This window comes from Actinophytocola sp. KF-1, from assembly GCF_054661535.1.
In genome coordinates this window covers 413,937-439,491 of sequence record NZ_BAAFVK010000007.1, presented here as the reverse complement: position 1 = coordinate 439,491, position 25,555 = coordinate 413,937, and the positions used below count along the sequence as shown (strand labels likewise).

Annotated in this window: 28 protein-coding genes; 17 read left to right on the top strand and 11 right to left on the bottom strand. The window is 71.0% G+C overall.

Annotated features, from left to right (window positions below; all coding sequences use genetic code 11):
* Positions 1-39: 39 nt before the first annotated feature.
* On the bottom strand, positions 40-1,218 hold the full coding sequence (locus ACYQ77_RS23640) for a DUF308 domain-containing protein (RefSeq protein WP_459714817.1): 1,179 nt from the start codon (positions 1,216-1,218) through the stop codon (positions 40-42).
* Positions 1,219-1,317: 99 nt separating this feature from the next.
* Between ACYQ77_RS23640 and ACYQ77_RS23635 the strand changes: the two genes are divergently transcribed.
* Positions 1,318-1,782: an NUDIX hydrolase gene (locus tag ACYQ77_RS23635; protein WP_459714816.1), complete on the top strand. Its 465-nt coding sequence runs from the start codon at positions 1,318-1,320 to the stop codon at positions 1,780-1,782.
* Positions 1,783-1,875: 93 nt separating this feature from the next.
* Here ACYQ77_RS23635 and ACYQ77_RS23630 read toward each other — a convergent pair whose 3' ends face one another.
* Together ACYQ77_RS23630 and ACYQ77_RS23625 are read right to left on the bottom strand one after the other, a co-directional pair.
* Positions 1,876-2,952 (bottom strand): hypothetical protein, encoded by a 1,077-nt coding sequence (locus tag ACYQ77_RS23630; RefSeq protein ID WP_459714814.1) that lies wholly within the window; start codon positions 2,950-2,952, stop codon positions 1,876-1,878.
* A gap of 49 nt (positions 2,953-3,001) precedes the next feature.
* Positions 3,002-3,616, bottom strand: a complete 615-nt coding sequence (locus ACYQ77_RS23625; protein WP_459714812.1) for a TetR/AcrR family transcriptional regulator — start codon at positions 3,614-3,616, stop codon at positions 3,002-3,004.
* 87 nt (positions 3,617-3,703) lie between these two features.
* On the opposite strand from ACYQ77_RS23625, the gene ACYQ77_RS23620 reads away from it, so the two are divergent.
* From ACYQ77_RS23620 to ACYQ77_RS23610, 3 genes are read left to right on the top strand one after another with little or no spacing between them, the layout of a single operon-like run.
* Entirely contained in the window at positions 3,704-4,855 is a 1,152-nt protein-coding gene (locus ACYQ77_RS23620) for an acyl-CoA dehydrogenase family protein (RefSeq protein WP_459714810.1), read from the top strand.
* A 9-nt stretch (positions 4,856-4,864) separates the two neighbouring features.
* The gene (locus tag ACYQ77_RS23615) at positions 4,865-6,001 is read left to right on the top strand and encodes a CaiB/BaiF CoA transferase family protein (RefSeq protein WP_459714808.1); all 1,137 of its coding nucleotides are present in this window, start codon (positions 4,865-4,867) and stop codon (positions 5,999-6,001) included.
* Positions 6,002-6,056: 55 nt separating this feature from the next.
* The gene (locus ACYQ77_RS23610; RefSeq protein ID WP_459714806.1) at positions 6,057-6,359 is read left to right on the top strand and encodes an STAS domain-containing protein; all 303 of its coding nucleotides are present in this window, start codon (positions 6,057-6,059) and stop codon (positions 6,357-6,359) included.
* A gap of 604 nt (positions 6,360-6,963) precedes the next feature.
* On the opposite strand, the gene ACYQ77_RS23605 is transcribed toward ACYQ77_RS23610, so the two are convergent.
* Positions 6,964-7,725: a crotonase/enoyl-CoA hydratase family protein gene (locus ACYQ77_RS23605; RefSeq protein WP_459714804.1), complete on the bottom strand. Its 762-nt coding sequence runs from the start codon at positions 7,723-7,725 to the stop codon at positions 6,964-6,966.
* Positions 7,726-7,880: 155 nt separating this feature from the next.
* On the opposite strand from ACYQ77_RS23605, the gene ACYQ77_RS23600 reads away from it, so the two are divergent.
* From ACYQ77_RS23600 to ACYQ77_RS23580, 5 genes are all read left to right on the top strand, one after another.
* Positions 7,881-8,042, top strand: a complete 162-nt coding sequence (locus ACYQ77_RS23600) for a hypothetical protein (protein ID WP_459714802.1) — start codon at positions 7,881-7,883, stop codon at positions 8,040-8,042.
* Positions 8,043-8,332: 290 nt separating this feature from the next.
* Entirely contained in the window at positions 8,333-8,821 is a 489-nt protein-coding gene (locus ACYQ77_RS23595; RefSeq protein ID WP_459714800.1) for a helix-turn-helix transcriptional regulator, read from the top strand.
* Positions 8,822-8,892: 71 nt separating this feature from the next.
* On the top strand, positions 8,893-9,639 hold the full coding sequence (locus tag ACYQ77_RS23590) for a lytic transglycosylase domain-containing protein (protein ID WP_459714798.1): 747 nt from the start codon (positions 8,893-8,895) through the stop codon (positions 9,637-9,639).
* 70 nt (positions 9,640-9,709) lie between these two features.
* Positions 9,710-10,525 carry a helix-turn-helix domain-containing protein gene (locus ACYQ77_RS23585; protein WP_459714796.1) on the top strand — a complete coding sequence of 272 codons (816 nt, stop codon included), beginning with the start codon at positions 9,710-9,712 and terminating at the stop codon, positions 10,523-10,525.
* Positions 10,526-10,551: 26 nt separating this feature from the next.
* A complete protein-coding gene (locus ACYQ77_RS23580; RefSeq protein ID WP_459714794.1) occupies positions 10,552-10,737 on the top strand; it encodes a DUF397 domain-containing protein in 186 nt (61 codons plus the stop codon).
* Here ACYQ77_RS23580 and ACYQ77_RS23575 read toward each other — a convergent pair.
* From ACYQ77_RS23575 to ACYQ77_RS23565, 3 genes are read right to left on the bottom strand one after another with little or no spacing between them, the layout of a single operon-like run.
* The gene (locus ACYQ77_RS23575) at positions 10,718-13,066 is read right to left on the bottom strand and encodes an ATP-binding protein (RefSeq protein ID WP_459714792.1); all 2,349 of its coding nucleotides are present in this window, start codon (positions 13,064-13,066) and stop codon (positions 10,718-10,720) included. The genes ACYQ77_RS23580 and ACYQ77_RS23575 overlap by 20 nt on opposite strands.
* 7 nt (positions 13,067-13,073) lie before the next feature.
* Positions 13,074-13,682, bottom strand: a complete 609-nt coding sequence (locus tag ACYQ77_RS23570) for a DUF6879 family protein (protein ID WP_459714790.1) — start codon at positions 13,680-13,682, stop codon at positions 13,074-13,076.
* Complete coding sequence (locus ACYQ77_RS23565) at positions 13,675-13,944, bottom strand: hypothetical protein (protein ID WP_459714788.1); 270 nt, start codon at positions 13,942-13,944, stop codon at positions 13,675-13,677. Before ACYQ77_RS23565 ends, ACYQ77_RS23570 begins: the two co-directional genes overlap by 8 nt.
* 202 nt (positions 13,945-14,146) lie before the next feature.
* On the opposite strand from ACYQ77_RS23565, the gene ACYQ77_RS23560 reads away from it, so the two are divergent.
* The 4 genes from ACYQ77_RS23560 to ACYQ77_RS23545 all read left to right on the top strand — a co-directional run bounded on the left by ACYQ77_RS23560 (position 14,147) and on the right by ACYQ77_RS23545 (position 17,003).
* Positions 14,147-14,524: a hypothetical protein gene (locus ACYQ77_RS23560; RefSeq protein ID WP_459714787.1), complete on the top strand. Its 378-nt coding sequence runs from the start codon at positions 14,147-14,149 to the stop codon at positions 14,522-14,524.
* Entirely contained in the window at positions 14,521-14,886 is a 366-nt protein-coding gene (locus tag ACYQ77_RS23555; protein WP_459714784.1) for a DUF3817 domain-containing protein, read from the top strand. The genes ACYQ77_RS23560 and ACYQ77_RS23555 overlap by 4 nt, the downstream gene beginning before the upstream one ends.
* 138 nt (positions 14,887-15,024) lie before the next feature.
* On the top strand, positions 15,025-15,954 hold the full coding sequence (locus ACYQ77_RS23550; RefSeq protein ID WP_459714782.1) for an endonuclease/exonuclease/phosphatase family protein: 930 nt from the start codon (positions 15,025-15,027) through the stop codon (positions 15,952-15,954).
* Positions 15,955-15,965: 11 nt separating this feature from the next.
* A complete protein-coding gene (locus ACYQ77_RS23545) occupies positions 15,966-17,003 on the top strand; it encodes a family 43 glycosylhydrolase (protein WP_459714780.1) in 1,038 nt (345 codons plus the stop codon).
* Here the strand turns inward: ACYQ77_RS23545 and ACYQ77_RS23540 are convergent.
* From ACYQ77_RS23540 to ACYQ77_RS23525, 4 genes are read right to left on the bottom strand one after another with little or no spacing between them, the layout of a single operon-like run.
* Positions 17,000-17,707, bottom strand: coding sequence for a hypothetical protein (locus ACYQ77_RS23540; protein WP_459714777.1), 708 nt, complete (start codon positions 17,705-17,707; stop codon positions 17,000-17,002). The genes ACYQ77_RS23545 and ACYQ77_RS23540 overlap by 4 nt on opposite strands.
* Before the next feature lie 10 nt (positions 17,708-17,717).
* Positions 17,718-17,876, bottom strand: a complete 159-nt coding sequence (locus ACYQ77_RS23535; protein WP_459714775.1) for a hypothetical protein — start codon at positions 17,874-17,876, stop codon at positions 17,718-17,720.
* 55 nt (positions 17,877-17,931) lie between these two features.
* Positions 17,932-19,518: a solute symporter family protein gene (locus ACYQ77_RS23530; RefSeq protein WP_459714772.1), complete on the bottom strand. Its 1,587-nt coding sequence runs from the start codon at positions 19,516-19,518 to the stop codon at positions 17,932-17,934.
* Positions 19,515-19,931, bottom strand: a complete 417-nt coding sequence (locus ACYQ77_RS23525) for a DUF485 domain-containing protein (RefSeq protein ID WP_459714770.1) — start codon at positions 19,929-19,931, stop codon at positions 19,515-19,517. The genes ACYQ77_RS23530 and ACYQ77_RS23525 overlap by 4 nt, the downstream gene beginning before the upstream one ends.
* Before the next feature lie 775 nt (positions 19,932-20,706).
* On the opposite strand from ACYQ77_RS23525, the gene ACYQ77_RS23520 reads away from it, so the two are divergent.
* Genes ACYQ77_RS23520 through ACYQ77_RS23505 form a run of 4 tightly spaced genes read left to right on the top strand, consistent with a single transcriptional unit; the run spans position 20,707 to position 25,535 of the window.
* On the top strand, positions 20,707-23,952 hold the full coding sequence (locus ACYQ77_RS23520; RefSeq protein WP_459714768.1) for a nitrate- and nitrite sensing domain-containing protein: 3,246 nt from the start codon (positions 20,707-20,709) through the stop codon (positions 23,950-23,952).
* A complete protein-coding gene (locus ACYQ77_RS23515) occupies positions 23,949-24,389 on the top strand; it encodes a roadblock/LC7 domain-containing protein (protein WP_459714766.1) in 441 nt (146 codons plus the stop codon). The genes ACYQ77_RS23520 and ACYQ77_RS23515 overlap by 4 nt, the downstream gene beginning before the upstream one ends.
* A complete protein-coding gene (locus ACYQ77_RS23510) occupies positions 24,386-24,961 on the top strand; it encodes a DUF742 domain-containing protein (protein WP_459714764.1) in 576 nt (191 codons plus the stop codon). The genes ACYQ77_RS23515 and ACYQ77_RS23510 overlap by 4 nt, the downstream gene beginning before the upstream one ends.
* Positions 24,942-25,535, top strand: a complete 594-nt coding sequence (locus tag ACYQ77_RS23505) for a GTP-binding protein (protein WP_459714763.1) — start codon at positions 24,942-24,944, stop codon at positions 25,533-25,535. The genes ACYQ77_RS23510 and ACYQ77_RS23505 overlap by 20 nt, the downstream gene beginning before the upstream one ends.
* Positions 25,536-25,555: the final 20 nt, after the last annotated feature.

Here is a 25,555-nt window from a genome sequence, read left to right as displayed (position 1 = left end):
GCTGCCCGATCGTGCGCGATACCGTGACCGGCTGGTTCGTTACTTTCCGGTCTTGTCGTCGTCCGGGGCCGGGGGAGCCGCCGGGAAGTCGGGCAGCGCGCTCCGCTCGCCGGGCGCCGCCGAGCCGGGCGGGGCAGGCGGCGCGGGGGTGGCCGACGGCGTGGCGGGCGGCGTGGCCGCCGGTTCGGCGGCGGGCGCGGGCGGGGTGGTGGGCGCGGGCGCGGCGGGTGGTGTGGCGGCCGGGGGCTCGGCCTCGGCCGCCGGGGGAGCGGGTTCGGCCGGGGACTCCGCGCCGGCGGGCTTCGCGGCGGCGGGTTCGCTCGCGGGCTGCGCGGCCGGGGGTTCCGCGACCGTGGGCTTCTCCTGCTCGACCGGCTGCGGGCCCGTGGCGGGGACCGACGTCGTCGCCGGGGTGAGCGGGGCGGGGGCGGCGACCGGGGCCTGGCCGGGCGGCGTGACCGGGGCGAACGTGCCGCTGGCCGTCGCGCCGCTGACCCGCTGCGTGGTCGTGGCGTCGTCGCCCTCGGGCTGTACGTCCGTTGGCCGCTCCGCGACCGGCATGTGCTGCGGCCGGTACCCGTACGGCGCGGGGAACCCCATCCGCGGGGTGTTCGGCTCCACGCGGGCCCGCTGCCCGACGTGCGCCAGCACGACCGCGACCAACCCGAGGACGAGACCGCCGAGCGGCAGCCACAACCCGAGGTCGGCGGAGTACTCGAGTGACTCGCCCGCGTCCAGCTCCTGGTCGTTGTACACCGACATGCTCGTCAGCACGTTCGCCAGCTGGAACAGGATCACACCGGCGAGCACACCGACACCCGCCGAGATCAGCGACCGCGTGCCGGACACCGCGCCGGCACGCCTGCTGCGCGACGCCACGAACGCGAACACCGCACCGATCACGAGCAGCGCCGCGGCCAGCACCAGCGTGACGCCGCCGAACAGGTCCTGCTCGGTCACCGACGTGGTGCGTGTGGTGTGTCCCCACCACGAGGCCTCCTGGGAGAAGGTGACCCCCTCACCGCCGCCCGCGTCGCGTTCGTTGCGGTAGGACCAGATGACACCGAACGAACCGCCGACCGCCAGGCCGGCCACGACCAGCGCCAGCAGGCCGGCCACCAGTGTCGTGACACCGCCTCTCGACGGCTTCGGCGGCACGGGGGCGCCCATCATGGGCCTCATGGGCTGCTGGTACGGCGGGTATGCGGGCTGAGTCACACGCGAATGATGCCAGTGCCCCAATGTGACGCGTTCGTCGCCCGAACGGTCTCCCGCGGCCCACTGCCCGGCCGCCCCGCGACCTGAACTACTTGGCCCATGACCGAGACCACCATCGTGCTCGGCGCCGCCATCGTCCGTGACTTCCGGCTGTTCGTGGCGCGCAGGTCGCAGCCGCCGTCGATGTCCGGGTTCTGGGAGCTGCCCGGCGACGAGCTGGCCGGCGACGAGCGCGGCACGCTGCAGGACCTGTTCACCACCGAGTTCGGCGTCTCGCTGAGCCCCGTCGACCAGATCCTGGGCGACCGGGTGCTGATGAGCTGGCGGGACGCGCAGAGCAACAGCGTCGACGCGGCGCTGCGGGTGTGGCGCTGCCAGTTCCCCGCCGAGGTCACCTTCGACGAGGGCGAGCCCCGCCCGAACATGTACCGCTACGACGAGACCTGCTGGGTACCGGTCGACGAGCTGGACTCGGTCGGGCCGTGGCGGGACGAGGCACGCATCGCGGCCGGGGAGGTCGTGGACTGGTTCCTCAGCGACGTGCCGTGGCAGAACGCGGACTGAGCGCAAACAGTTGCGGGTGCAAACGTCACGTTTCGCGTTCGTTGCCCTCTTCTCTGTCAGCGAGGTGAGCGGCCCGAGCGAGGGCCGGGCCGCTCACCCGCCTTCCACCGGCCGCCACGCGGGCTGTGCCAGCAGCGGCCAGTGCTGCCAGTGCCGGTACGCCTCGTAGCTCGCGTACCCGGCGGCGACGACCACGATCGCCCACCCGAGCACGCCGTCGGGCAGCGCGGCGCCGCCGTCCGGCGCGGCGAGGTAGCCGATCACGAAGTTGCCCGCGAGGTAGATGAACCCCAGCCACGGCTGACTGCCGCGGTTCTGGATGTTCATGCAGGTGATCGACCCGAGCAGCACCCCGGCGACCGCGAGGATCCCGCCCGCGGCCGTGTCGCCGGCGAGCATGCCCACCACCACGAGCCCGATGGCGACGAGCGACGACGGCTGCCGCAGCGCGTCGAAGGCCGCGCGCCGGGTCGGCCACGAGAACAGCATCACCAGCAGCAGGACGAAGCTGACGATGCCGGGCCCGCCGACGACGCTGAGCACGCCGAGCACCAGCTCGTCCTCGGCCGGCTCGGCGCCGGCCGCCAACGTCGGCAGCAGCCCGCTCAGGAACAGCAGTCCGTCGATCGCGGCGCCCTTCAGCCACATCACGGCGGCTTCCTTCGGCTTGAGCCGCTCCACCGCCGGCTGTGCCACCGCGATCCCGCGGGCCTGCAGCCACGGCACCTCGTACCGGCGCCGGAACACCCGCGAGCTGTACCCGGCCCCGGCGAGCACCATGAGCCCGGCGAACAGGACCAGCACCGGCACGGGGTAGTCGGCGAGCCCGTCGCGGTAGGAGCCCTCCTCGACGGGCTGGTGCGCGAAGTACGTGCCCATCACCAGCCCGCCCGCGACGACGAGCAGCAGCCACGCGACCAGCGTGTACGCGTACGTGGCCGAGCCGGTGAACCTGCCGGTGCGCTCGGCCCTGGCGAGGTAGCGCCGGGACGCCCGCCGCCGCAGCGCGTGGCAGAGCGCGTAACCGACGACGGCGATCGCGGCCACGACCAGCGCCGGTGTCCAGGACGGCGGCGTGCCCCGGCCGAGCAGCACGGTGGCGGGCGCACCGGCCAGCAGGATCGCCACGAAGCAGAACGACGCCACGGTCAGGTTCTTGCGCAGCCCCATGACCATGTGTCTACCGCACGTCACGCTCCGCACGTGCCGGGATGTGCGGTCAGTGTGCGGCGAACTGCGCCAGCACCAGCGCTTTCCACTCGGTGAGCAGCGCTGTCCGCCGGGCCGGGTCGCCGCCGATCATGGCGTCCAGCGCCAGGCCGCGGATCAGGTTCACGGTCAGCAGGAGCAGCGTCTCGGCCCGCTGCTCGTCGACGTCCGGGCCGACGATCTGCCGGTAGAACCGCAGCGTCGCGTGCCCGAGCGCGCGGTCCACCGGCAGCAGGCTCTTGCGCAGCTCGGGATCGGTGCGGGCGGCGACCCACAGCTCGACGGCCGCGGTCGACAGCGTCCCGGAGTAGGCGGCCCACAGCTGGTCGATGCCGACCTCGATGCGTTCCGGCCCGGGCGGGAGCTCGGCGGTGGCGTTCAGTATCTGTGCCGACAGGCGCGCGAACAGGTGCTCCAGCGCGCTCGTCATCAGCTCGGCCTTGGTCGTGAAGTGGTGCTGCTGGGCGCCGCGCGACAGGCCGGCCCGCTGGCAGATCTCCTGCACGGTGGTGTGCGCGTACCCCAGCTCGACCAGGCACTCGACGGTCGCGTCGAGCAGCAGCTCACGCGTGCGCTCGCTGCGTTCGGCCTGCGTCCGGTGCTTGCGGGCGGTCGGGGTGGCCATGGTGCTCCTCCGCTTTACGTGCATGTCTGCACGCAGGTACATTCGAGCCAGACTTTACATGCCATCCGGATTGTTTTTGGAGTCCTCATGCCGCTCACCCAGCGTTCCTCCTGGTTGGACCCCGATCTCGACGCGTTCCGCGAGCTCGCGCAGTCGTTCTGCCAGAAGGAGCTGGCCCCCAACATCGAGCGCTGGGGTGAGCAGAAGCAGGTCGACCGCGAGCTGTGGAACAAGGCGGGGGAGGTGGGCCTGCTGTGCCTGTCGATCCCGGAGGAGTACGGCGGCGGTGGCGGCACGTTCGCCCACGAGGCGATCCTGCTCGAGGAGCAGGCCAAGGCCGGTGACGACTCCTGGGGCAACTCGGTGCACTCCGGGATCGTCGCCCACTACATCAACTCGTGCGGCACCGAGGACCAGAAGAAGCGGTGGCTGCCGAAGCTGGCGTCCGGCGAGCTGGTCTCCGCGATCGCGATGACCGAGCCCGGCACCGGCTCCGACCTGCAGAACGTCAAGACGAAGGCGATCCGCGACGGCGACCACTACGTGCTCAACGGCGCCAAGACGTTCATCACCAACGGCGCACAGGCCGGGCTGATCGTCGTGGTCGCGAAGACCGACCCGAACGAGGCCGCCAAGGGCGTGTCCCTGCTGGTGCTGGAGACCGAGGGCGCCGAGGGCTTCCGGCGCGGCCGGGTGCTCGACAAGGTCGGCATGCACGGCCAGGACACCTCCGAGCTGTTCTTCGACGACGTGCGCGTGCCCGTGGAGAACCTGCTCGGCGGCCAGGAAGGGCTCGGTTTCATCCACCTCATGCAGCAGCTGCCGCAGGAACGCCTGATCATCGCGGTGGGCGCGGTGGCGGCCATGGAGAGCGCGGTCGAGCAGACCATCCGGTACACCAAGGAGCGCACCGCGTTCGGCCGCGAGATCTTCAAGTTCCAGAACACCCGGTTCAAGCTGGCCGAGGCGGCGACCGAGGTGGCCGTGGCGAAGGCGTACCTCGACCAGTGCATCGAGCGGCACCTGAAGGGCGAGCTCGACGTCACCGGCGCGGCGATGGTCAAGTGGTGGACCACCGACCGGCTGTCCCGGGTCGCCGACGAGTGCCTGCAGCTGTTCGGCGGCTACGGCTACATGACCGAGTACCCGATCTCGCGGGCCTGGACGTCCGCGCGCGTGCAGCGGATCTTCGGCGGCACCAACGAGATCATGAAGGAAATCATCTCCCGCTCGCTGTAAGGGGCTGCCGTGGGACCGCTCAACGGACTGAAGGTCGTCGAACTGGCCGGTCTCGCACCGGCCCCGTTCGCGACGACGGTGCTGGCCGACCTGGGCGCGGACGTCGTCCGGGTCGACCGCGCCAAGCCGGGCTTCGACGTGCTGACCTTCCCGCACGACCCGCTGTCGCGCTCGCGGCGCTGGATCGGCGTCGACACGAAGAACCCGGAGGGCCGCGACATCGTGCTGCGGCTGATCGAGGACGCGGACGTGCTGATCGAGGGCTTCCGGCCGGGTGTGACGGAACGGCTGGGCCTGGGCCCGGACGATTGTCTGGCCCGCAACCCGAGGCTGGTCTACGGCCGGATCACCGGCTGGGGCCAGGACGGCCCGCTGGCGCAGGCGGCCGGGCACGACATCAACTACATCGGCCTGGCGGGCGCCCTGGAACCGATCGGCCGCGAAGGTGAGCGTCCGGTCCCCCCGCTCAACTTGCTGGCCGACTTCGGCGGCGGCGGCATGCTGCTGGCGATGGGCGTGCTCGCCGCCCTGGTGGAACGTTCCGTGTCGGGCCGCGGCCAGGTGGTGGACGCCGCGATGGTCGAGGGTTCCGCGCTGCTCACCGCGGGGCTGCACGGCCTGCGGAACATCGGCATGTGGAGCCGGGGCCGCGGCAGGAACATGCTCGACGGCGGCGCCCCGTTCTACGACACGTACGAGACGTCGGACGGCAAGTACGTGGCGGTGGGCGCCATCGAGGAGCGGTTCTGGGGTGACCTGCTGAAGGTCCTGGAGATCGACCCGGAGTCGGTGGCGGACCGCCTGAACCCCGACCGGTGGGCGGCCGTCCGGGAGGTGCTGGCCGCACGCATCAGGACGAAGACCCGTGACGAGTGGACCGCGCTGGCTGACGGTACGGACGCCTGCCTGACCCCGGTCCTCGACACCACCGAGGCGGCGGCGCACCCCCACAACGTGGCGCGTGAGACTTTCGTCTCGCTGGAGGGCCACACGCAGCCCGCCCCGGCGCCGAAGTTCTCCCGCACCGCGCCGGAGACGCCAAAAGCCCCGGTAGAGCCCAGGTCATCGACCACGGACGTGCTCACCGAACTGGGGTACGCATCCGCCGAGATTGACCGATTGCGCACAAATGGAGTGGTTGCGTAAATCTCAGGGTCCACCCGGATGTGTGAACGGGGTGTGTCGACATAGTCTCCGCGTCATGACCTACACAGGGCCCCGGCCGGTGACCATCTCCGTCGACTGCAGGACAGGGATCTGCGTCACCGGCACCCTCGACACGACGACGTTGCCCGAGCTGACCCGCTCGGTGACCGAGTTCTTCGAGGAGGCGGACCTGGCGGAGCTGGACGTGCTGACCCTCGACCTCAGCACGGTGTCGTTCTGCGACCAGGCGGTGTCCGCCGCCGTCCGGCACGCGCAGTCGGTGTGCGCCGAACGGGCGGTGGCGTTACGCGTCGTACCCAGCGAAGCCGTGCGACAGGTGATGACCGCTCGGCGCTGAGTCCTGTGGTTGGGGGTTGGCGGGTTGGGTGGTGCTTGGGGGTTGTCCTGAAGGCGTGGTCATGTCGCCCAGTGACATGAACGGGCCTTTCTGGGCAGTGCGGGTGTCCTGAACGCGCCTTTCATGGGGGGAGAGGTGGGCTGCGGGCGGTGCCTGCCGGGCTCGCGTTGCCGGGCCCGCGGAGCGCGCGGTGCCTGGTTGGCCCGCGTTGCGGGCGGTGCCTGGTTGGCCCGCGTTGCGGGCGGTTGCGTTGCGGGCGGTGCCTGCTTGGCCTGCGGAGCGGGCGGTTGCGTTGCGGGCGGTGCCTGCCGGGCTCGCGTTGCCGGGCCCGTGGAGCGCGCGGTGCCTGTTTGGCCCGCGTTGCGGGCGGTGCCTGTTTGGCCCGCGTTGCGGGCGGTGCCCGCTTGGCCCGCGTTGCGGGCGGTGCCCGCTTGGCCCGCGTTGCGGGCGGTGCCCGCTTGGCCCGCGTTGCGGGCGGTGCCCGCTTGGCCCGCGTTGCGGGCAGTGCCCGCCGGGCCCCGCGCAGCGGGGTGCACCACCGGCAGCACCGGCCGCGACCGGCGCGTGGCACCACCGACCACGCGACAGTCACGAGCGACGACAGTCAGAACGCCCCATGCCGTCCAGCGCCGGCCGCGAACCGGGCCGCCCCTTCCAGCCCCTCCGCGAGCGCGCGTTCGCCGTACGAGAACTCCGTCGCCAGTGGCGACGGGGACTCCCACTGCGCCAGGACTGACGCCCGGTCGGATCGCATGCACACCTGCGGGAACTCCGCCAACCGGGCCGCCAGGTCCTGCGCCTCGGCCAGGGCCGTCCCCGCCGCCACGACCCGGTTCGCCAGTCCCATGGCCAGGGCCTCGTCCGCGGGCACGGGCCGGCCAGTCAGGATCATGTCCATGGCCCGGCTCTGGCCGATCAACCTGGGCAGCCGCACGGTGCCGCCGTCGATCAGGGGCACGCCCCACCGCCTGCAGAACACCCCGAACACGGCCGTCGTGTCGGCCACGCGCAGGTCGCACCACAGGGCCAGCTCCAGCCCGCCCGCGACGGCGTGGCCCTGCACCGCCGCGATGACGGGCTTCGACAGGACCATCCTGGTGGGGCCCATGGGGCCGTCACCGTCAGCCACAGGGGTGAGCTGATTCCCCCGGTCGGTACCCACCGACTTGAGGTCGGCGCCCGCGCAGAACGCCTCGCCGACGCCGCCCAGCACGGCCACCGACGCGTCCGGGTCCGCGTCGAACGACCGGAACGCCTCCGCCAACGCCGCTGCTGTCGGGCCGTCCACCGCGTTGCGCGCGGACGGGCGGTTGATGAGGACCGTCGTGACCGGGCCTGCCTTCTCGACCCGTACCGACTCCACCATGGGTATGCCTCCTCGCTGGGTTGGATGAAGACGCTGTGCGCGACGGTGTACGCACCGTAAGCTGGTGCTCAGCCATCTGCATGAACGCGGGTCCAACCGCGTGGGATGGTTGAACCACGGGCGACCGACGGGGTAGTAGGCGGACGGAGAGTCTGATGAACGCGAAGAAGGCCATGATGCTCGTGGCCGTGGCGCTGATCCTGTTCTACGTGATCACCCAGCCCTCGCAGGCGGCGGAGGCCGTCCAGGGCATCCTCGGCTGGCTCCGCGACGGCGCCGAGGCCATCATCACGTTCATGAAGAACCTGTTCGCCTGACCTGTAGCACCACGGAGCGCCGCCCGGCAAGGCCGTCGGCGGCGCTTCGCCGCGTCTCGGGTCCGGCTGGATCACGGAACGTGATTGTCTTCCCTCGAACTACGCGCCACATTGGACCGTACGGGTGGATTCGGGGTCCGAACGCCCTGTTGGCGGGCTTTCGTCGAGATCAGGTCTGGCGAATTGTCGGTGGTGGCCTTTACGGTTCCCGCATCGACTTCGCGAAAGCACGCGAAGCGATCCCCCAAACGCAGTCCGCGGGGCAGTCCGCAGTTCTCGAAGGAGGCAGGATGCTCGACGATCCCGGTGTGGATGACCTGGTGCGGCAGTGGACTGAGGACCACTCGAAGGCCGCCGAGTCGGACGAGATCAACCGCATCGCGTCGGAGTGGCTCGCGGAAGTGCCGGTCCAGCCGCAGGGGATCCCCGGCCAGCGCGCACGCGGTGGCAGCAACCCCTGGGCCGCCGTCGAGGCGACGGACCCGAGGTTCTTCGCCGCCATGCGCGAGCGGCTGCCGGACGTGCCCGCCGAGCTGATCTCCGCCGCCGCGGGCTGGTGGCAGATGGTCGGTGGCCTCGCCGAGGCCAAGGAGTGGTGGGACGCCGGCATCAGCCCGCTCGACCAGCGCGCGCTCGACTACCGCGCCGCCGGTCTCGCCCCCTCCGACCTCAAGCGCAGGCTCGGTCCCCTCACCGTCCTCGACCACCTCCGCCGCGGCAGCGCCCCGGCCTGGTGCGTGAACCGGCTGCAGCGCGCCAACGAGCGCCGGTCGGCCTGATCTTCGTAACGTTGTGGCACGGCCGTCGTTGACCTGGTGTGACCGACGGCCAGCTACCTGACATCCGAGGCGTGCTCCTCCGCGCCGGCCTGGTCCTGCTGGTCATCGCGGTTGCCGGTGGCGGCGTGTGGCTGTACAAGGCGGCGACGGAACCGGAGCAGAGCCCCATCGAGGTCCCGGCCGCGTCCGTTCCCGTCGCCGATGTGCGACCCGGTGCGGTGGCCCCACCGCAGCCCCAGGCGGGCGCGGTAGGCGAGGACCCCCTCAAGACCTGGGCAGGCCGCGTGGCCGGGGCCATCGACGTGCCGGCCAGGGCGCTCATGGCGTACGGTAACGCCGAACTCGTCCTCAGGTCCGAACTCCCTGGTTGTCACCTCTCCTGGGCGACGCTCGCGGGCATCGGCCGCGTCGAGTCGAACCACGGCCGCTACGGCGGCGCGCGGTTGAACGACGACGGCCGCCCCTCTAAAGCCATCATCGGCGTCCCCCTCGACGGGTCGGCCGGCGTGCAGGCCATCGCCGACACCGACGGCGGCCGCTACGACGGCGACCCCACCCACGACCGCGCGGTCGGCCCGATGCAGTTCATCCCGTCGACGTGGCAGCGCTGGACGGCCGACGCCAACCTCGACGGCATCGGCGATCCGCAGCAGATCGACGACGCCGCCCTCGCCGCGGGCCGGTACCTGTGCGCGGGCGGCCGCGACCTCGCCACCCCGAAGGACTGGTGGGCCGCGGTCTTCTCGTACAACAACTCCGTGCCCTACGGGCAGAAAGTCTTCGGCCTCGCCGACAGCTACGCACGGACGGCCTCCTGACTGGGATTCCCACCTGAGCACTCCCGGCTGCGATCATGCTGTGATCGTTCGAGCACGGGAGGTAACCGGGGTGACGCCCACGTTCCGGCGGCGACGCCTGGCGCGGCGGCTGCGGCAGATGCGGGAGCAGGCGGGCCTGACCCTGGAGGAAGCCGCGCGGCTGCTGGACAAGACCCGCAGCTCGCTGGGTCGCATCGAGACGGGCCAGTCACGGGCGGACGTCCACCTGGCCCGCTCGATGATGGACTTCTACGACATCTACGACCCCGAGCTGCTCGACCTCGTCCGCGAGGCCAACCGCCCGGGCTGGTGGACCAAGTACGGGACCGACGAGCGTGGCTACATCAGCATGGAGACCGACGCCTCGACCCTGCGCGAACTCGCCATCATCAACATCCCCGGCTTGTTGCAGACCGAGCCCTACATGCGAGCGCAGTTCGCCGCCCACCGGCTTCCGGCGGATCGGGTCGAAGCTGAGGTGAAGATCCGCCTGTTCCGCCAGCGGCGCCTCCTCGACGAGGAGTTCCCTCTGGAGCTGGTGGCGATCATCGACGAGGCGGCTCTGCGCAAGAGGGTCGGAGGAGTCGACGTCATGCGCGGTCAGCTCCGCCGCCTGGCCGAGAGCGCGGAGCTGCCGACGGTCAGCATCCAGGTCCTGCCCGACGCGGCAGGAAGCCACCCCGGAGCGGATGGTGCCTACACGATCCTCAGTTTCCCGGAGGGCGACCCGAGTCTCCTCTACGTGGCCTATGTGCTGGGGGCGATTCACATCGAGAAACCCGACGAGGTGTCGCAGGCTAGACTCAAGTTCGACCAGCTGCGGTCTGAAGCGCTGAGTCCGATGGAATCCGTGGCGCTCATCGAGCGGCTGGCTGGCGAACTGTAGTCCGGAGGGGCGATTTGGTGTCCACGGTGGAGTCTGGTGCGGTCTGGCGCAAGAGCAGTCGGAGCGGTGGCGGCGGTGGCGGCGACAACTGTGTCGAGGTGGCGTTCGTCGACGCCGCTGTCGGGGTGCGGGACTCCAAGAACGTGGCGGCGGGCCACCTGGTGTTCGGGCGCGCGGCGTGGGCCGCGTTCGCTAGTCGAGCCTCGTCCTGATCTCCCGCAGCAGCCGGACCGCGTGCGGGTCCGGGAAGGCGGTGAGCAGGGCGGCTGACTCCCGCCAATGCCGTTCCGCCTCTGCCGGGGCGGCCCGCGCGAGGTGGTCGAGCGCGAGGGCGAGCGGCCAGCGTTCCCCGGTGTCGCGGAAGACCGTCACGGCGAGGCGGTGGAAGTCGGCGGCGTCGTCCGGGCGGTCCATGAGCCGGTAGACGGTGCCCGTCCCGTCGTGCGCCCACGCCTCCCGGCTGCGATCGCCCAGCCGCCGGTGCAGCACGGCCGCGTGCTGGAGGGACACCAGGGCACCCGGCAGGTCGTTCAGCTCGATCAGCACGCGGCCGTGTTCGACCAGCCAGTGCGCCTCCCACGCCACGTTCGAATGGCCGCGCGCCAGGTCCAGCGCCTCCTCGATGCGTGCCCGCGCCGCCGCCGGCCTGCCGAGACCGCGGTGGGCGTGGCTGAGGCCGCGCAGCGCGTCACCCTCGAAGCCGGTCTGCCCCAGCCGCCGGTAGATGTCGAGCGCGGCCACGAGCAGTCCGTGGGCCTCGTCGAACCTCTCCAGCTCCAGGTGGACGTTCGCGGTGTTGTTCATCGCCACGGCGCGCCAGTGGTGGCTGTCGAGCTCCTCGGCCAGCCGGGCGGTCTCGCCGAACCTGGTCAGCGCGTCCCGCAGGTCGTGCGCACGCAGGTGGACCAGGCCGATGGCGTTCGTCGAGGTGATCCGGCCGACGAGGTCGCCGGTCCGGGTGTGGACCTCCAGCGCGCCCGTCTGGTACCGGATGGCCTCGTCCAGGTGCACGGCCTGGGCATGCGCCTTGCCGAGGCTCTCCAGCAGCACCGCCTCGGCCCGTTCGTCGCCCAGCTGCCGGGCGGCGGTCAGGCCCACCTCGCTCGTCGCCAGCCAGTGGTCCACCTGGTTCCGGTTCGCGTACACCGGGTAGAGCGACGCGGCCAGCAGCCAGGTGAGGTCGTGGATCCCCAGGTCACCGGCGAAGCCCACCGCCGTCCGGAGGTTCCGCTGCTCGCGGGAGAACCAGGCGTGCGCGGCAGGGTAGTCCTCGTGCCGCACCCCGTCGGCGGGGCCGGGAACGTCGAGGTCCGCGGCCTCCGGGGCGAGGAAGGCCAGCGCGTGGCGCAGCGAGTGGAGGTACCAGAGCACGACCCGCCGCACCGCGTCCAGGTAGCTCGCGGACGGCTCCTCCGCGCGTGCCTGGTCGAGCGCGTACAACCGCAGCAGGTCGTGGAACTGGAACCGGTCGGGGTCGAGCTGCTCGAGCAGGTGCGCGCCGACGAGCGTGTCCAGCAGGCGGCGCGTGGTCGCCGTGGGCAGGGCGCCGATCGCGGCGGCGGCCGCCGTGCAGAAGTCCGGGCCCGGGTGCAGACCGAGGAAGCGGAACAACCGGCCCGCCTCGGGTGGCAGCGCGCGGTAGGACCACGCGAACACCGTGCGGACCGCGTCGGACTCGTCGTCGTCCTCCGCGGTCAGCGCGTCCCAGAGACCGGACTCGTCCCGCAGGTCCGCGACGAGCTCACCCATGGACGTCCATGGCCTGCTGATGGCCCGTTCGGCCGCGATGCGCAGCGCGAGTGGCAGCCGGGCGCACAGTTTCGCAAGCTCACGCAGGTCGCGGAGGTCGTCGCCGGTGCGGTGGCGGGACGTGATGGTGCTCAGCAGCTCGACGGCGTCGTCCTCGGACAGCAGCGTCAGCGGCAAGGGGTCGGCCCCGTCGCGTGCCACCAGTCCGGACAGCCTGCCGCGGGTGGTCACCAGCACGAGACACCCCGGGACACCGGGCATCAGCTGCCGAACCTGGCTGGTCGTCGCGGCGTTGTCCAGGACGACCAGCACCCTGCGGCCCGCGAGGCGCGACCGGTACAGGGCCGCCCGCGACTCGACGTCCCGCGGGATCTCCTCCGCCCGCGCGCCCAGCGCGCGGAGGAACCGTTCCAGCGCCTCGGCCGCGGTCACCGGCGGGCCCGGGTCGTAGCCGCGCAGGTTGACGTACAACTGCCCGTCCGGGAACGCGCCCGCCACCCGGTGCGCCCAGTGGACCGCCAGCGAGGTCTTCCCGACCCCCGCCGTGCCCGCGATCACGCACACCGCGGTGGCGTTCGCGTGCTCCTCGGACAGGAGCAGGTCGAGCCGCTCCAGGTCGGGGGCCCGGTTGACGAACCCCCGCACGTCCGCCGGGAGCTGGCGGGGCGGACCGGTGGCGGTGTCGGCGGGACCGTGGAAATGCACGCCGCCACTGACCTGTCCGGCCTGGACCACCTCGCGGGCCGCGCCGGACAGGTCGTTGTGGAGAGTGTGCTCCGGACGGTCGGTCATGTCCGCGTCACGCGTGTGCGGGGCGCAGACCGGCGATCTCGCGCGCGAAGAACTCCGCCAGGTTCTCCCCTCGGCCGAAGAGCCCCCGGACGAACTCGGCCCACGAGCGGACCGTGTCCGGCCGGGTGGCGCGCACCGCCCCGGTCGCGGTGCCGCTGTCGTCGTAGAGGACCTCGTAGACGACCTCCCTGCCGAGCACGAGAATCTCCGGGAGCACCCCGCCGCTTTCCAGGGCGGACAGCTCCGCCGCGGGCAGCACCCGGATTCGTTCGCCGTACTCGTGTCGAATGAGGATCGAGTTCAGCTCCCAGATGAGATAGGGGCTGTAGGGCTTTTCGACGATCCGAAGTCGACGGAACTCGAAACCGTGATCGAGTATTTTCCGTTGATATTCCCGCACGTTGTCCCGCGCCTGGTGGAGCAGTTCGATCGCATGGTCCCAGTCGCCGCGGGCCGACGCCGCCCAGCTCGCGTTGCCCGGTTCGCGGAACGTCTGCCTGCGCTCCAGCTTCCAGCACCCGCTCGGCCCGGTGCGCCAGAAGCGCGCGTGGTAGTCCGCCAGGTACTCGTCGAGCGACAACCGGTCACCCGCGAATCGCCGTGGTGCCTCAGGCATCGGGAATGTCCGTCTTCGCGGCCCGGAGCATGACGCCCGGAATCACCACCAGGCGCTCGTCGTGCCCGACGGTCACGTCGCGGGGCATCCGGCCCGAGTACGCGGACGTGAGGTCCCGGCCGATGACGGCGACGTCACCGTTGTCCAGTTCCCAGATGTCCGGGCAGGTCGGGTTGTCGCTGGTGCTGCCGAGTTCGAGCGCCGACTTGCCGATGCGTCTTTTGAACGATGCGTGCGGGTCTGCTTCCCATGGTCGTGCCATGACCCGGTTCCTCCTCACCCCAGACGGAACAACGACTTTACGCATTGATATTCAGTGGGTATACCGCCGCCGGTGTCAAATGGGGAAACAAACTCGTGGTATGGCCAGGAATTGTCATCTTTCGGTGAGCGCGTGCACGAACGATCGATGCTCCCGGGCGGCCCGGCCGGGTGAGTACTGGCGCAGTGTTACCGTCGTTGGTGTGAATGGCGGAACGCTGGCGCGCCGCGCAGGGATCGTTCTCCTCTGCGTGGTGGCCTTCGTCGGGTGCCTCGGGCTGGCCTGGTGGCAGTGGAGCCGCTTCCTCGAGGCGGGTGGCGACTGGCAGAACTTCGGCTACGCCCTGCTCTGGCCGCTGTTCGGGGTGTTCCCCGCGTTCATGTTCTGGCGGATGCGCACGCTGAAGGCGCGGGCCTCGTCGGAGGAGCAAGCCCCGTCACAACCCGCACCCCCTCCTGAACCGGACAAAACGCCGGTCCGGCAGACTGCGGTGCGGGACGCCGAGGACGATCCCGAGCTGGCCGCGTACAACGCCTACCTCGCCCAGCTCAACGCGCGACACGAGCAGGAGACGCGATGACCGCCGAGTCCCCCGTCACCGACGAGGAGAACCCCGCCCAGGCCGTCGGCGACGCTGGCGTCAAGGGAGCGCTCGCCCGGTTCCGCGTGTTCGCCTACATCGTGGGTGTCGGCCTGCTCGCGCTCTGCTTCGCGATGATCATGCGCTACGTGTTCAAGGAGCCGGTGTACTCGGCGATCATCGGGCCGGCGCACGGCTTCCTCTACATCGTCTACCTGGTGACGATCGTCGACCTCGCGCTCAAGGCCCGCTGGTCGCTCAAGGGCACGATCCTCGTGATGCTGTCCGGCGTCGTGCCGATCGGCTCGTTCTTCGCCGAGCGCACGGTGACGCGGAAGGTCCGCGCGGGCGAAGCCATCTAGGTGATCACGCCGCGTCAGGCGGCGTCACCGGATAGGCCGTACGGCCGCATTTGGCCGGTTGTGTCATCTCGACCAGCCTTGTCACATATTTTCTGACCGACTCTCGGATGCGTGTTCGCGTAACCGTCAGGAGGTCGGATGACCAACCGGATCAACCGCAGGACCTTCCTCGGCGCGGTGGGGGTGACCGCCGCGGCCCTCGGCGGTCAGGCCCTCGTCGCGCCGGAGGCCGCGGCTCAGCTCGACCTGCCGCTGATCGGCCCGATCGGCGACGGCGACCACATGAACGTCATGACCTACAACCTGCGGGTGCCGGTCGACCAGGACTGGCGCGCGTGGAGCCACCGGATCGACCACGTCGACTGGCTCTTCCACAAGGAACAACCGACGATCATGGGCACGCAGGAGGCCCACGTCTGGCAGATCGTCCAGCTGATGGACAAGATCCGGGCCCGGTTCGGCGACCGGTACCGCGCGGTCCGCCGCGGCGTCTACGCCGACGACACCGGACCGAGCAACGGCGTCGTCTACGACAGCGACCGGCTCCGGCTGGACGACCACGGCCACTGGTGGTTCTCCGACACCCCCAACGTCGCCGGCTCGAAGGGCTGGGGCAACGAGCAGCCCAGGATGATGGTCTGGCTGCGTTTCCACGACCGGCGCACCGGCCGGGACTTCGTGCACGTCAACACGCACCTGGACCACCAGTCGTCGGAGTCGCGGAACAAGAGCGCCGCGTTCATCAAGGACAAGATCCCCGGGTTCGGCGTCCCCGTCGTGGTCACCGGCGACTTCAACGCCGAACCGGGCTCCCCGGTGCACGCCAAGATGGTCGACGGCGGCACCCACGACTCGTGGATCACCGCCGCGCAGCGGCTCACCCAGCAGTGGAACACGACGAACGGCTGGAGCACCGCGCTGCACGACACCGGCCGCCGGATCGACTGGATCATCGGCACCGCCGCCGTCGACGTCCGGCAGGCGGGCATCAACCACTGGTACCCGCACGACCACCTGCACGTCGCGTCCGACCACTGGGCCTACCAGGCGAAGCTGCGGCTGAGCTGAAGGGAACCGCCATGATCAAACACCTCGCGCGCCTGCTCGCGGTCGCCGTCGTCGCCACGTGCGCGACGGCGGGCGTCGCGCACGCCGCCAACGAGTCGCCGTTCCCGCTGGCCGACCCGGACACCGTGCTCGCCAAGGACGGCCGGTACGTCACCTACGGCACGACCGTCGGCGCGGGCACCGGCAAGCGCTGCGGCGCGACGGGCAAGTTGTTCGTGCCGGTGCTGGTGCACGGCTCGGGCAGCACCGTCGGCATCACCGACTGCGCCTCGGGCGACGCGATGCCGAACGGGCCGGGCGCGTGGGCCGAGGGCAACATCTGGGCGCCGGGCGTGGTGCGCTTCGGTGACCGGTTCTTCCTGTACTACACGGCGTCCAAGCGCGGCACCGGGCAGAAGTGCATCGGGCGGGCGGTGTCCGGCAGCGCCCGCGGCCCGTTCACGGGCGCGGCGGAGTGGGCGTGCCCGGCCGGTGGCCGCTGGGCGATCGACGCGAACCCGTTCGTCGCGGGCAGCAGCATGTACGTGGCCTACCGGGACGACGCGATCACGTCCGGCGCCGAGACCGGGATTTCCGTGGTGCGGACCGACGGCAACGGCTGGGCGGTCTGGTCGACGCGGCGGGACGCGCTGAAGAGCACCGACATCACGTGGGACACGAAGAAGACCAGCGGCGGCACCCACGTGGTCGAGAACCCGTCGATGTTCAAGGCGGCCGACGGCTACTGGTATCTCGCGTACTCGGGCAACAACTGGGACAGCGCGCGGTACTCGACCGGCATCGCCAGGTGCGGCACCGCCCCGATCCCCGGCGCGCGGTGCACGCCGCTCCAGAACGGTGTCGAGCGGCCGTACTTCGGGTTCACCGGCGACGCGGGGCTCAACCCGTACCGCGGGATGCCCGGCAACCACCGGGGCCCGGGCGGCATGGACGTCTTCCGCGCGGCCAACGGCAGCTACCGCGTGGTGTACCACTGGTGGGACGGCACCCGCAGGTTCCCGGTCACGGCAGCGTTCGGCCGCAACTCGGGTGGTTTCTACGTGAGCTAGAGCCCGACCCGGCGCAGCGCCAGCGTGACGAAGCCCCGCATCGAGCGGTCCCAGCCAGGGGGCGCCGGTGGCGGGGCTTCGTCGACGAGCAGGTCCAGCGCGTGCTCCGGCAGGTCGGGCCCCATGCGGAACGCGAGCGCGATGGCGGCGGTCATGCGCACGTCCCGTGCCGTGGACTCCAGGGCCGCGGTCAGGTGGGCGTCGATCTCCGGGAACCCGGTGACGTACCCCAGGGTGAGGTTGGCGCTGGCGGGCGCCGCGGACGCCAGCAGCGCGTCGACGACGTCCTGCGTGACGGGGAAGTACGCGAGCAGCTCCGCCGCCTGGGCCGCGACCAGCGGATCGGCCAGCCAGGCGACGTAGGAGTCGACGTGCTTGCTCGCCGCGGTGAACGCGTCCCCGGGCTCGAAGTCGTCGGGCAGCGGCAGGTCGATGTCCTGCAGCGCGATGTCGTGCAACAGGCTGACCAGCGACTCCCGGTCCGGCGTCGACGCGTCGTCGATCAGCGCGACGAGGAACTCCACCACCGCGGCGCCCGCCGTCGAGCCGGGCACCTTGGTGAGCCAGGCCAGCGCACCGGAACGGGTGGCGAGGTGTTCGGAGCGCAGCATCCGCAGCCGGTCGGGCACGTCCACCGCGTCGCCGTCGGCATGGTTCAGCTGCCGCCACGGCACGTCGGCCAGGCCCGCGAGTGGGTCACGCACACTGACGTTTCTACCCCACGCGCGGGCGTTCGTCAGTGAACGATTCGCCACTCCCACCGGAAGTGCGGCGGCCGAGCGCCCGCAACGCCGCCGGCTCGCGGGCCGTCTCGTCGGCGTTCGAACCTTCGACCACGCGGACGAACCAGGACGCGATCAGCCCGGTGACCATCCCGAACAGCGGAATGCCCTGGCAGCGGGGCGCGGGCCGCTGCCAGGGCACTCACTCACGGGCGGATGCCGGTCAGCGAGCGGACCGCCATCTCCTTCTGCAGTGCCGGGTCGGCCTGCTCCTTCGACAGGATCGTGCCGAGGTAGCCCGCCAGGAAGGAGATCGGGATCGACACGATGCCCGGGTTGGTCAGCGGGAACAGGTGGAAGTCCACGCCGGAGAAGATGGACGTCTCGGCACCGGACACGACCGGCGAGAAGAACACCAGGAGCAGGCACGAACCCAGCCCGCTGTACATGCCCCACAGCGTCCCGGTGGTGTTGAACCGCTTCCAGAACAGGGAGTACAGCAGCGTCGACAGGTTCGCCGACGCGGCGAAGGCGAACGCCAGCGCCACCAGGAACGCCACGTTCTGGCCGTTCGCGAGGATGCCGCCGATCATGGCGAGCACGCCGACCACGACCGCGGTCAGGCGGGCCACCTTGACCTCCGACCTCGGCTCCGCCTTGCCGCCGCGGAAGATGTTCGCGTACACGTCGTGGGCGAAGGACGCCGACGCGGTCAGGGTGAGGCCCGCGACCACGGCGAGGATGGTCGCGAACGCGACCGCCGCGACGATGCCCAGCAGCAGGGTGCCGCCGACCTCGAACGCCAGCAGCGGTGCCGCCGAGTTCTCCTTGCCCGTCGACGCGAGGATGCGGTCGGAGCCGACGAGCGCGGACGCGCCGTAGCCGATCACGAGGGTGGCCAGGTAGAACACGGCCATGCAGCCGATGGCCCACACCACGGACCGCCGCGCCTGCTTCGCGTTCGGCACCGTGTAGAACCGCATCAGCACGTGGGGGAGGGCCGCCGCGCCCAGGATCAGCGACAGCGACAGCGACACGAAGTCCAGCTGGGTGATCGCCGTCTTGCCGTACTGGGCGCCCGGCTCGAGCACACCCTGGCCGTTGGCGTTGTGGTCCGCGGCGTCCTCGAGCAGCGCCGAGATGCTGAACCCGAACTTGCCGAGCAGGAACACGGTCATCAGCACGACGCACAGCACGAGCAGCGTCGCCTTGATGATCTGCACCCACGTGGTGCCCTTCATGCCGCCGACGAGCACGTAGAAGATCATGACCAGGCCCACGACGCAGATCACGAGCGCCTGGCCGCCCTTGCCGTGCACGTCGAGCAGCAGCGCGACGAGACCGCCCGCGCCCGCCATCTGCGCGAGCATGTAGAAGAACGAGATCACGAGCGTCGACGTCGCGGCCGCGGCGCGGACCGGGCGCTGGCGCATCCGGTACGCCAGCACGTCACCCATCGTGAACCGGCCCGTGTTGCGGACCAGCTCCGCGACCAGCAGCAACGCCACCAGCCACGCGACGAGGAAGCCGATCGAGTACAGGAAGCCGTCGTAGCCGTGCACGGCGATCGCGCCCGCGATGCCGAGGAACGACGCCGCCGACAGGTAGTCGCCGGTGATGGCGACGCCGTTCTGCGAACCGGTGAACGCGCTGCCCGCCGCGTAGTAGTCCGCTGTGGACGTGTTGCGGTGGCTCGCGCGGTACACGACGTACAGCGTGATCGCGACGAAGCCTGCGAACACGGCCAGGTTCAGCAGCGGGCTGCCGACCTGGCCGGACTGTGCGGAGATCATCGGTCGGCAACCCCCACGTCGGCACGCAACCGGTCGATCGCGGGGTCGAGGTTCCGCCGCGCGAACCGCACGTAGGCGGTGGTGATGGCGATCGTCGACGCGAACTGCAGCAGGCCGAGCACCAGGCCGACCGTCACCAGCCCGAACAGGCGGTGGCTCATGAACCCGTGCGCGTACGCGGCCAGCAGCACGTAGGTGAGGTACCAGCAGAAGAACAGGGCCGCCATGGGGAACACGAAGCGCCGGAAGCGGCGGCGCAGCGCCGCGAACTGCGGGCTGTCGTGGATCGCGGCGAAGTCCGGGGCACCGGTGGGGACCGGGGGAGTACTGGGGTGTCCGGTGATTCCGCCGAAGCTCACGCCGGTTTGTTCCGGGGCGCGCGCCGTTATCGGGGTGTGCACCACCTGGGTCATGTGTTCCTCCGTTGAAGTGGTCGCGGGCAATTGTGCGCGACCTGATTTCAATGTGGAGACGAAGCCGTTGGAGAACCGGCGGGCGCCATAGTAACCACGACGCGGATGAACTCCTAATCGCTCCCGAACGGGGGCGTTCTCGATAAACGCATCACCTCTCGCGTGACCGAAGTAGACACTACCGGGCGAGCTGTGTCCAGGCGTTCACACCTCTCGGTGAATCTGCGCGTGACGTTGCGTTGCGAAAGTTGCACACCGCAGGATCGAGGTGACGGATCGTGATCGCGCACGCCGGTTGTGCCCGGTGCACAGCACCGCAGGATGACCCTCTCACCAGCGCATCACGCGTCCGGGTGAAGCGCGGCCACGGCCTGTTTGTGCTGCTGGCAGCGTTGCTCAGGGTCACTGCACGTGCATCTGCACCCCTTTCGAGGGTGCCGCCATGATCGTCGCCGACGGCGCCGCCCGCCGGCTCCGGGGCAACGTAACCCGATCGGGGTATTAAGTCAGTCCTGTTCAGACACACAGTAGAAGCGGCATGATCCGAAACCGTCCGCGCGAGGTCAGCGGACCCTTATTTGATCGCTTTGCGACCGGTTTTCGCAGGTCATGAGCCGTCTTTTCGAGGGCTTTCGAGATCGGGTGGCTGAGGTACGATCGATGCTCAGTTCTCGCCGCGGCGGCACCCCGACTCGAGCCGCGCGGTGCGCTCGACTGGAATTGTCGTCTCCTCATTCTGAAATGAGGCGCTGTCTTGAAAGCTGCGTCACAAAGCGTGGAGCCCACGTCCCGGTGGTCGGCGCTGGTGAGCGTGCTCGCGAACTGGCGGGACTGGAACATCCCCGTCAAGCTCGCGGCCGTCACGCTCGTACCGGTCGTCTTCGCGATCGTGCTCGGCACGATGCAGATCTCCGACCAGGTGGACAAGGCGAGCTCCTACCGCCGCGTCGACCGCATGGTCGTGGTCAACGAAGAGCTGCGCGGACTGGTCGGGGCACTGCAGGGCGAACGCGGGGCGGCGAGCGTGCTGCTCGCCGCGCGCGCCAAGGACATCGTGGCCCGGATGGCAGGCGAGCGGCGGGCCACCGACACCGCGCAGGCCGCGTTCCTGCGCGCCGCGGGCCGCGTCACGCTCGACCACGAGGCCGCCGCCGCCCGCTACGCCGACGTCGAGCGCTGGCTCGGCGAACTGGGGAACATCCGCGCGCAGGTCGCGAAGCCCGGCTTCGACGCGGCCAACGCGGTCACCCGCTACTCCGCCGTCGTCGACGCGCTGCTGCGCTTCGACCGGACGATGGCGTCGGAGGCCATCGACCCGACGCTGGCCTCGACCGCCTCCGCCCTCTACGACCTCGAGGAGATCAAGGAGGAGGTCGCCTACCAGCAGGCCGTGATCGCGGTCGGCATCGCGCGGGGCAGCCTCACCAGCCCCGAGATCGAGGCGCTCACCGCGTCCGTCGGCAGGCAGGCCGACCGGCTCGCCGACTTCTACTCGCTCGCCGGCGAGGACCGCGCCGAGCTGTACGACACCACCGTCGCCGGCACCGGCATCGCGGGCCGCAACAACGTGGTCGCCGCCGTGACCGGCAACCGGCCCGGCGCGCCGATCCCGACCACCGCCGCCGCCTGGCACGAGGGCTCGACGCTCACCGCCAAGCGGATCGGCGACGTCGCCGCCGTGCTCGCCGCGGACCTCAGCGACCGGTCCGCCGCGCTGCAGGACGAGGCGAGCGACGGCGCCGGCCTCGCCGCGGTCATCCTGCTCGTGGCGCTGGTCGTCGCGATCGGCGTGATGGTCGTGGTCGGCCGCCACCTGCTCGGCTCGCTCAACGCGCTGCGCAACGGCGCGCTCGACGTGGCGGAGCGCGCGCTGCCCGCCGCGGTCGTCCGCATCCGCGACCGCGGCGAGCACGCGGGCGACATCGAGCTGCCGCCCGTGCCGGTGACGTCGATGGACGAGGTCGGGCAGGTGGCCCGCGCGTTCGACGCCGTGCAGCGCCAGGCGGTCAAGCTCGCCACCGAGCAGGCCGGCCTGCGCGCCACCTACTCGTCGGTGTTCGTGAACCTGTCGCGCCGCAGCCAGGGGCTGGTGCAGCGCCAGCTGCAGCTGCTGGAGCGGCTGGAGCGCGACGAGGAGGACGCCGACCAGCTCGCCACGCTGTTCCAGCTCGACCACCTCGCCACCCGCATGCGCCGCAACAACGAGAACCTCATGGTGCTGTCGGGCAGCGAGGGCGGCAGGCGCGCGCAGCGGCCGACGAACCTGGCCGACCTGCTGCGCGCGTCGGTCTCGGAGATCGAGCAGTACCAGCGGGTCGTGCTGCTGCCGCCGCCGTCGGTGCAGGTGGTCGGGTACGCCGTGGGCGACCTGGTGCGCCTGGTGGCGGAGCTGCTCGACAACGCGACCGCGTTCTCCGCGCCGGACACGCAGGTGACCATCGCGAGCCACTCCTTCGAGGACGGCTCGGTCTGCATCGCGGTGCTCGACGAGGGCATCGGCATGAGCCAGGCCGAACTGGACGAGGCGAACGCGAAGCTCGCCGACTCCGGCCTGATCGACGTGGCCACCTCGCGGCGCATGGGCCTGTTCGTCATCGGCCGCCTCGCCGGGCGGCACGGCATCGAGGTCCGGCTGAACGGCGGCGCCGACGTCAAGGGCGTGCGGGCCACCGTCACCGTGCCCGCGGACGTGATCGTGCCCGCCGAGACCCCCGCGGAGCCGCGGCGCGAGAAGTCCCCGGCGAACGGCACCAGCCTGCTCGCGCCGTTCTCGCTGGCGGGGGAGCGCTCGCACGGCAACGGCTCCAACGGCACGCACGTCAACGGTGTCAATGGTGTCAACGGTGTCAACGGGACCAACGGGAGCCACGTCAACGGGACCAACGGCCACGCGAACGGGCACACCAACGGCGTCAACCGGCTCAAGCCCGCGCCGCTGCCCAAGCCCGCTCCCCAGGAGGAGCCCGACCCGGCGGCCGACGAGCAGCCCGCGGCGTCCACACCGGACGAGCAGGCCGACGGTCACACGCCGCTGCCGCGCCGCTCGCCGGGCGGGAAGGTGCCCGGCCCGCGCGGGAACGCACCGGGCCAGAAGGACATCGCCCGCCCGCGCGGCCCGTTCGAGCCCCCCGCCCGCCAGGCCGACGGCGCCGGGCTGTTCTCCGCGCCCGGCAAGGAGCAGAAGAACGGCGCCGGGTGGTGGACCGCGGGCACCCCGGCCGACCGGTCGGCGATCGAGGAGACCACCCCGATCTTCGACGAGATGGTGTCGGCCTGGTTCCGCGCGGTGTCCGACCCGGCGGTGGACGACGCCACCGCCGCCGCCATGAGGCCTCAGCCACCGAGCAAGGACGATCAGCAGAGCGGTGCGTGGAACTTCGCCGCCGACTCCGGCCACGACGCCGCCCGTGCCGCGTCGAAGGCCGTGCCGTCCGACTTCACCTCGGGTGGGCTGCCGCGCCGCAGTCCGAGGCAGAACCTGGTCCCCGGCAGCGCCGCTCCCGGCGCGGCGGGCGGACCGCCTCGGCACGGGCGCGACGCGGACGACGTTCGCAGCCGGTTGAGCGACTACCGGCAGGGCGTCCGCAGGGCGCGGGATCACCGGGGCGGCGACGAACCCCCCTCCCCGAACGCCGCCCCGGTGATCCCGCCCCGTCCGCAACGACCGGCCGGCCCGCCGGTGTCCGGCACGGACACCGCACGGCTCGACCTGTCCGGCGCCGGCTGGCGGTTCGCCGCCGACATCGGCTGGCAGGCCGCGAACCAGGTGTCCACGGCCACCCCGGTGGACTTCACGTCCGGCGGCCTGCCCCGGCGCAGCCCCCGGCAGAACCTCGTGCCGGGCAGCGTCGGCCACAACGGCAACGGCAACGGGGGCGGACCGCCCCGCGCCGGCCGTGCCGAGGAGACACGGGGGCGGCTCGCCGGCCTCCAGAAGGGACTGACCCGCGGCCGCAGGAGCCTCGCCGACCGCGGTTCCGCGACCGGTTTCGACCACAAGCAGCAACAGGAGAGTGAATGACTTCGCCGCAGACCCAGCCGAGTCAGTTCGGATGGTTGGTCAACGACTTCGCCGAGCGGGTCCCGGGTGTCGCGCACGCCGTCGTGGTGTCCGCGGACGGGATGCTGCTCACCTCTTCCGCCCGGCTGCCGATCGACCGCGCGGACCAGCTGGCCGCCGTCGCGTCCGGCCTCGTGTCCCTCACCCAGGGCGCGGCCCGCTGCTTCGAGGCGGGTGGCGTCAAGGAGACCATCGTCGAGATGGACGGCGGGATCATGTTGCTGATGGCGATCAGCGACGGGTCGTCCCTGGCCGTGCTCGCGTCGCCGCTGTGCGACATCGGGCAGGTCGCGTACGAGATGACGCTGCTCGTCGACCGGGTCGGCCAGATTCTGACGCCTGAGCTCCGGGCGCAGCTCCAGGGGGCCGCCGGGAGGATGGTTGGGCTGCCGGCGTGAGCACCGACGGCACCGACGACGGCTTCGCCGACGTCCTCAACGGGCTGACGCTCGGGGGCGGGAAGCGCAAGCGGAAGAAGAGGGGCGTCGAGCAGGTGGCCCAGCCACCGCCGCCGGGCGACCCGTCCGGGCAGGAGATCGTGGACCGCGCCGCGTGGTCGTGGACCATCCCGTCCTCCGCGCCGGTGGTGACCCCGGCGATCTACCCGGTCACCGACGAGGACCTCGTCGCGGACGCGCAGATGGTGCGGCCCTACGCGTGGACCAGAGGCCGCACCAAGTCCACAGTGGATCTCCGCATCGAGACGATGGTGTCCACGAGCGAACACGGCGAGAACATCGAGGCCCTGACGCAGACCGAGCACCGGAGTGTCGCGGAGCTGTGCGCGGAGCCGAGGTCGGTCGCCGAGGTCGCCACGCTGCTGGCCGTGCCACTCGGCGTGGCGAAGGTGCTGCTCGGCGACATGGCCGGGCTCGGACTCGTGATCGTGCACAAGACCGCCACCGGTGGCGCGAACAAAGCACATCTCATGTTGATGGAAAGGGTTTTGAGTGGACTCCGTCGGCTTTGACGCCCCGTCGCTCACATCGGTGAAGATCGTCGTCGGTGGCGGCTTCGGCGCGGGCAAGACCACGTTCGTCGGCTCGGTGTCGGAGATCATGCCGCTGACCACCGAGGCGGTCATGACCGAGGCGAGCGTCGGCGTCGACAACCTCGATGCCGTGCCGCGCAAGCAGACCACCACGGTCGCCATGGACTTCGGCCGCGTGTCGCTGGACAAGGACCTCGTCCTGTACCTGTTCGGCACCCCCGGCCAGGAACGGTTCTGGTTCATGTGGGACGACCTGGTGCGCGGCGCCATCGGGGCCGTCGTGCTCACCGACACCCGCCGCCTCGCGGACTCGTTCTCCCCGATCGACTTCTTCGAGGACCGCGGGCTGCCGTACGTGGTGGGCCTCAACTGCTTCGACGGCAAACAGACCCACGGCATCGACGAGGTCCGCGACGCCCTCGCCATCCCCGACACGGTCCCCATCGTCCGCTGCGACGCCCGCGACCGCGACTCGGTGAAGAACACCCTGATCACGATGGTCGAGTACTCGATGGAACGCTGGGTCGCCGCGCACGGCGCCGGGGTGAGCTGAACGGCGCGTGTCCTGAAAGG

Excerpts from the sequence above, each read along its gene's own strand:
- ACYQ77_RS23635 (WP_459714816.1), top strand. The coding sequence starts at position 1,318 with ATGACCGAGACCACCATCGTGCTCGGCGCCGCCATCGTCCGTGACTTC.
- ACYQ77_RS23630 (WP_459714814.1), bottom strand. The coding sequence starts at position 2,952 with ATGGGGCTGCGCAAGAACCTGACCGTGGCGTCGTTCTGCTTCGTGGCG.
- ACYQ77_RS23625 (WP_459714812.1), bottom strand. The coding sequence starts at position 3,616 with ATGGCCACCCCGACCGCCCGCAAGCACCGGACGCAGGCCGAACGCAGC.
- ACYQ77_RS23620 (WP_459714810.1), top strand. The coding sequence starts at position 3,704 with ATGCCGCTCACCCAGCGTTCCTCCTGGTTGGACCCCGATCTCGACGCG.
- ACYQ77_RS23610 (WP_459714806.1), top strand. The coding sequence starts at position 6,057 with ATGACCTACACAGGGCCCCGGCCGGTGACCATCTCCGTCGACTGCAGG.
- ACYQ77_RS23605 (WP_459714804.1), bottom strand. The coding sequence starts at position 7,725 with ATGGTGGAGTCGGTACGGGTCGAGAAGGCAGGCCCGGTCACGACGGTC.
- ACYQ77_RS23600 (WP_459714802.1), top strand. The coding sequence starts at position 7,881 with ATGAACGCGAAGAAGGCCATGATGCTCGTGGCCGTGGCGCTGATCCTG.
- ACYQ77_RS23595 (WP_459714800.1), top strand. The coding sequence starts at position 8,333 with ATGCTCGACGATCCCGGTGTGGATGACCTGGTGCGGCAGTGGACTGAG.
- ACYQ77_RS23575 (WP_459714792.1), bottom strand. The coding sequence starts at position 13,066 with ATGACCGACCGTCCGGAGCACACTCTCCACAACGACCTGTCCGGCGCG.
- ACYQ77_RS23570 (WP_459714790.1), bottom strand. The coding sequence starts at position 13,682 with ATGCCTGAGGCACCACGGCGATTCGCGGGTGACCGGTTGTCGCTCGAC.
- ACYQ77_RS23565 (WP_459714788.1), bottom strand. The coding sequence starts at position 13,944 with ATGGCACGACCATGGGAAGCAGACCCGCACGCATCGTTCAAAAGACGC.
- ACYQ77_RS23555 (WP_459714784.1), top strand. The coding sequence starts at position 14,521 with ATGACCGCCGAGTCCCCCGTCACCGACGAGGAGAACCCCGCCCAGGCC.
- ACYQ77_RS23550 (WP_459714782.1), top strand. The coding sequence starts at position 15,025 with ATGACCAACCGGATCAACCGCAGGACCTTCCTCGGCGCGGTGGGGGTG.
- ACYQ77_RS23545 (WP_459714780.1), top strand. The coding sequence starts at position 15,966 with ATGATCAAACACCTCGCGCGCCTGCTCGCGGTCGCCGTCGTCGCCACG.
- ACYQ77_RS23535 (WP_459714775.1), bottom strand. The coding sequence starts at position 17,876 with ATGGTCACCGGGCTGATCGCGTCCTGGTTCGTCCGCGTGGTCGAAGGT.
- ACYQ77_RS23530 (WP_459714772.1), bottom strand. The coding sequence starts at position 19,518 with ATGATCTCCGCACAGTCCGGCCAGGTCGGCAGCCCGCTGCTGAACCTG.
- ACYQ77_RS23525 (WP_459714770.1), bottom strand. The coding sequence starts at position 19,931 with ATGACCCAGGTGGTGCACACCCCGATAACGGCGCGCGCCCCGGAACAA.
- ACYQ77_RS23515 (WP_459714766.1), top strand. The coding sequence starts at position 23,949 with ATGACTTCGCCGCAGACCCAGCCGAGTCAGTTCGGATGGTTGGTCAAC.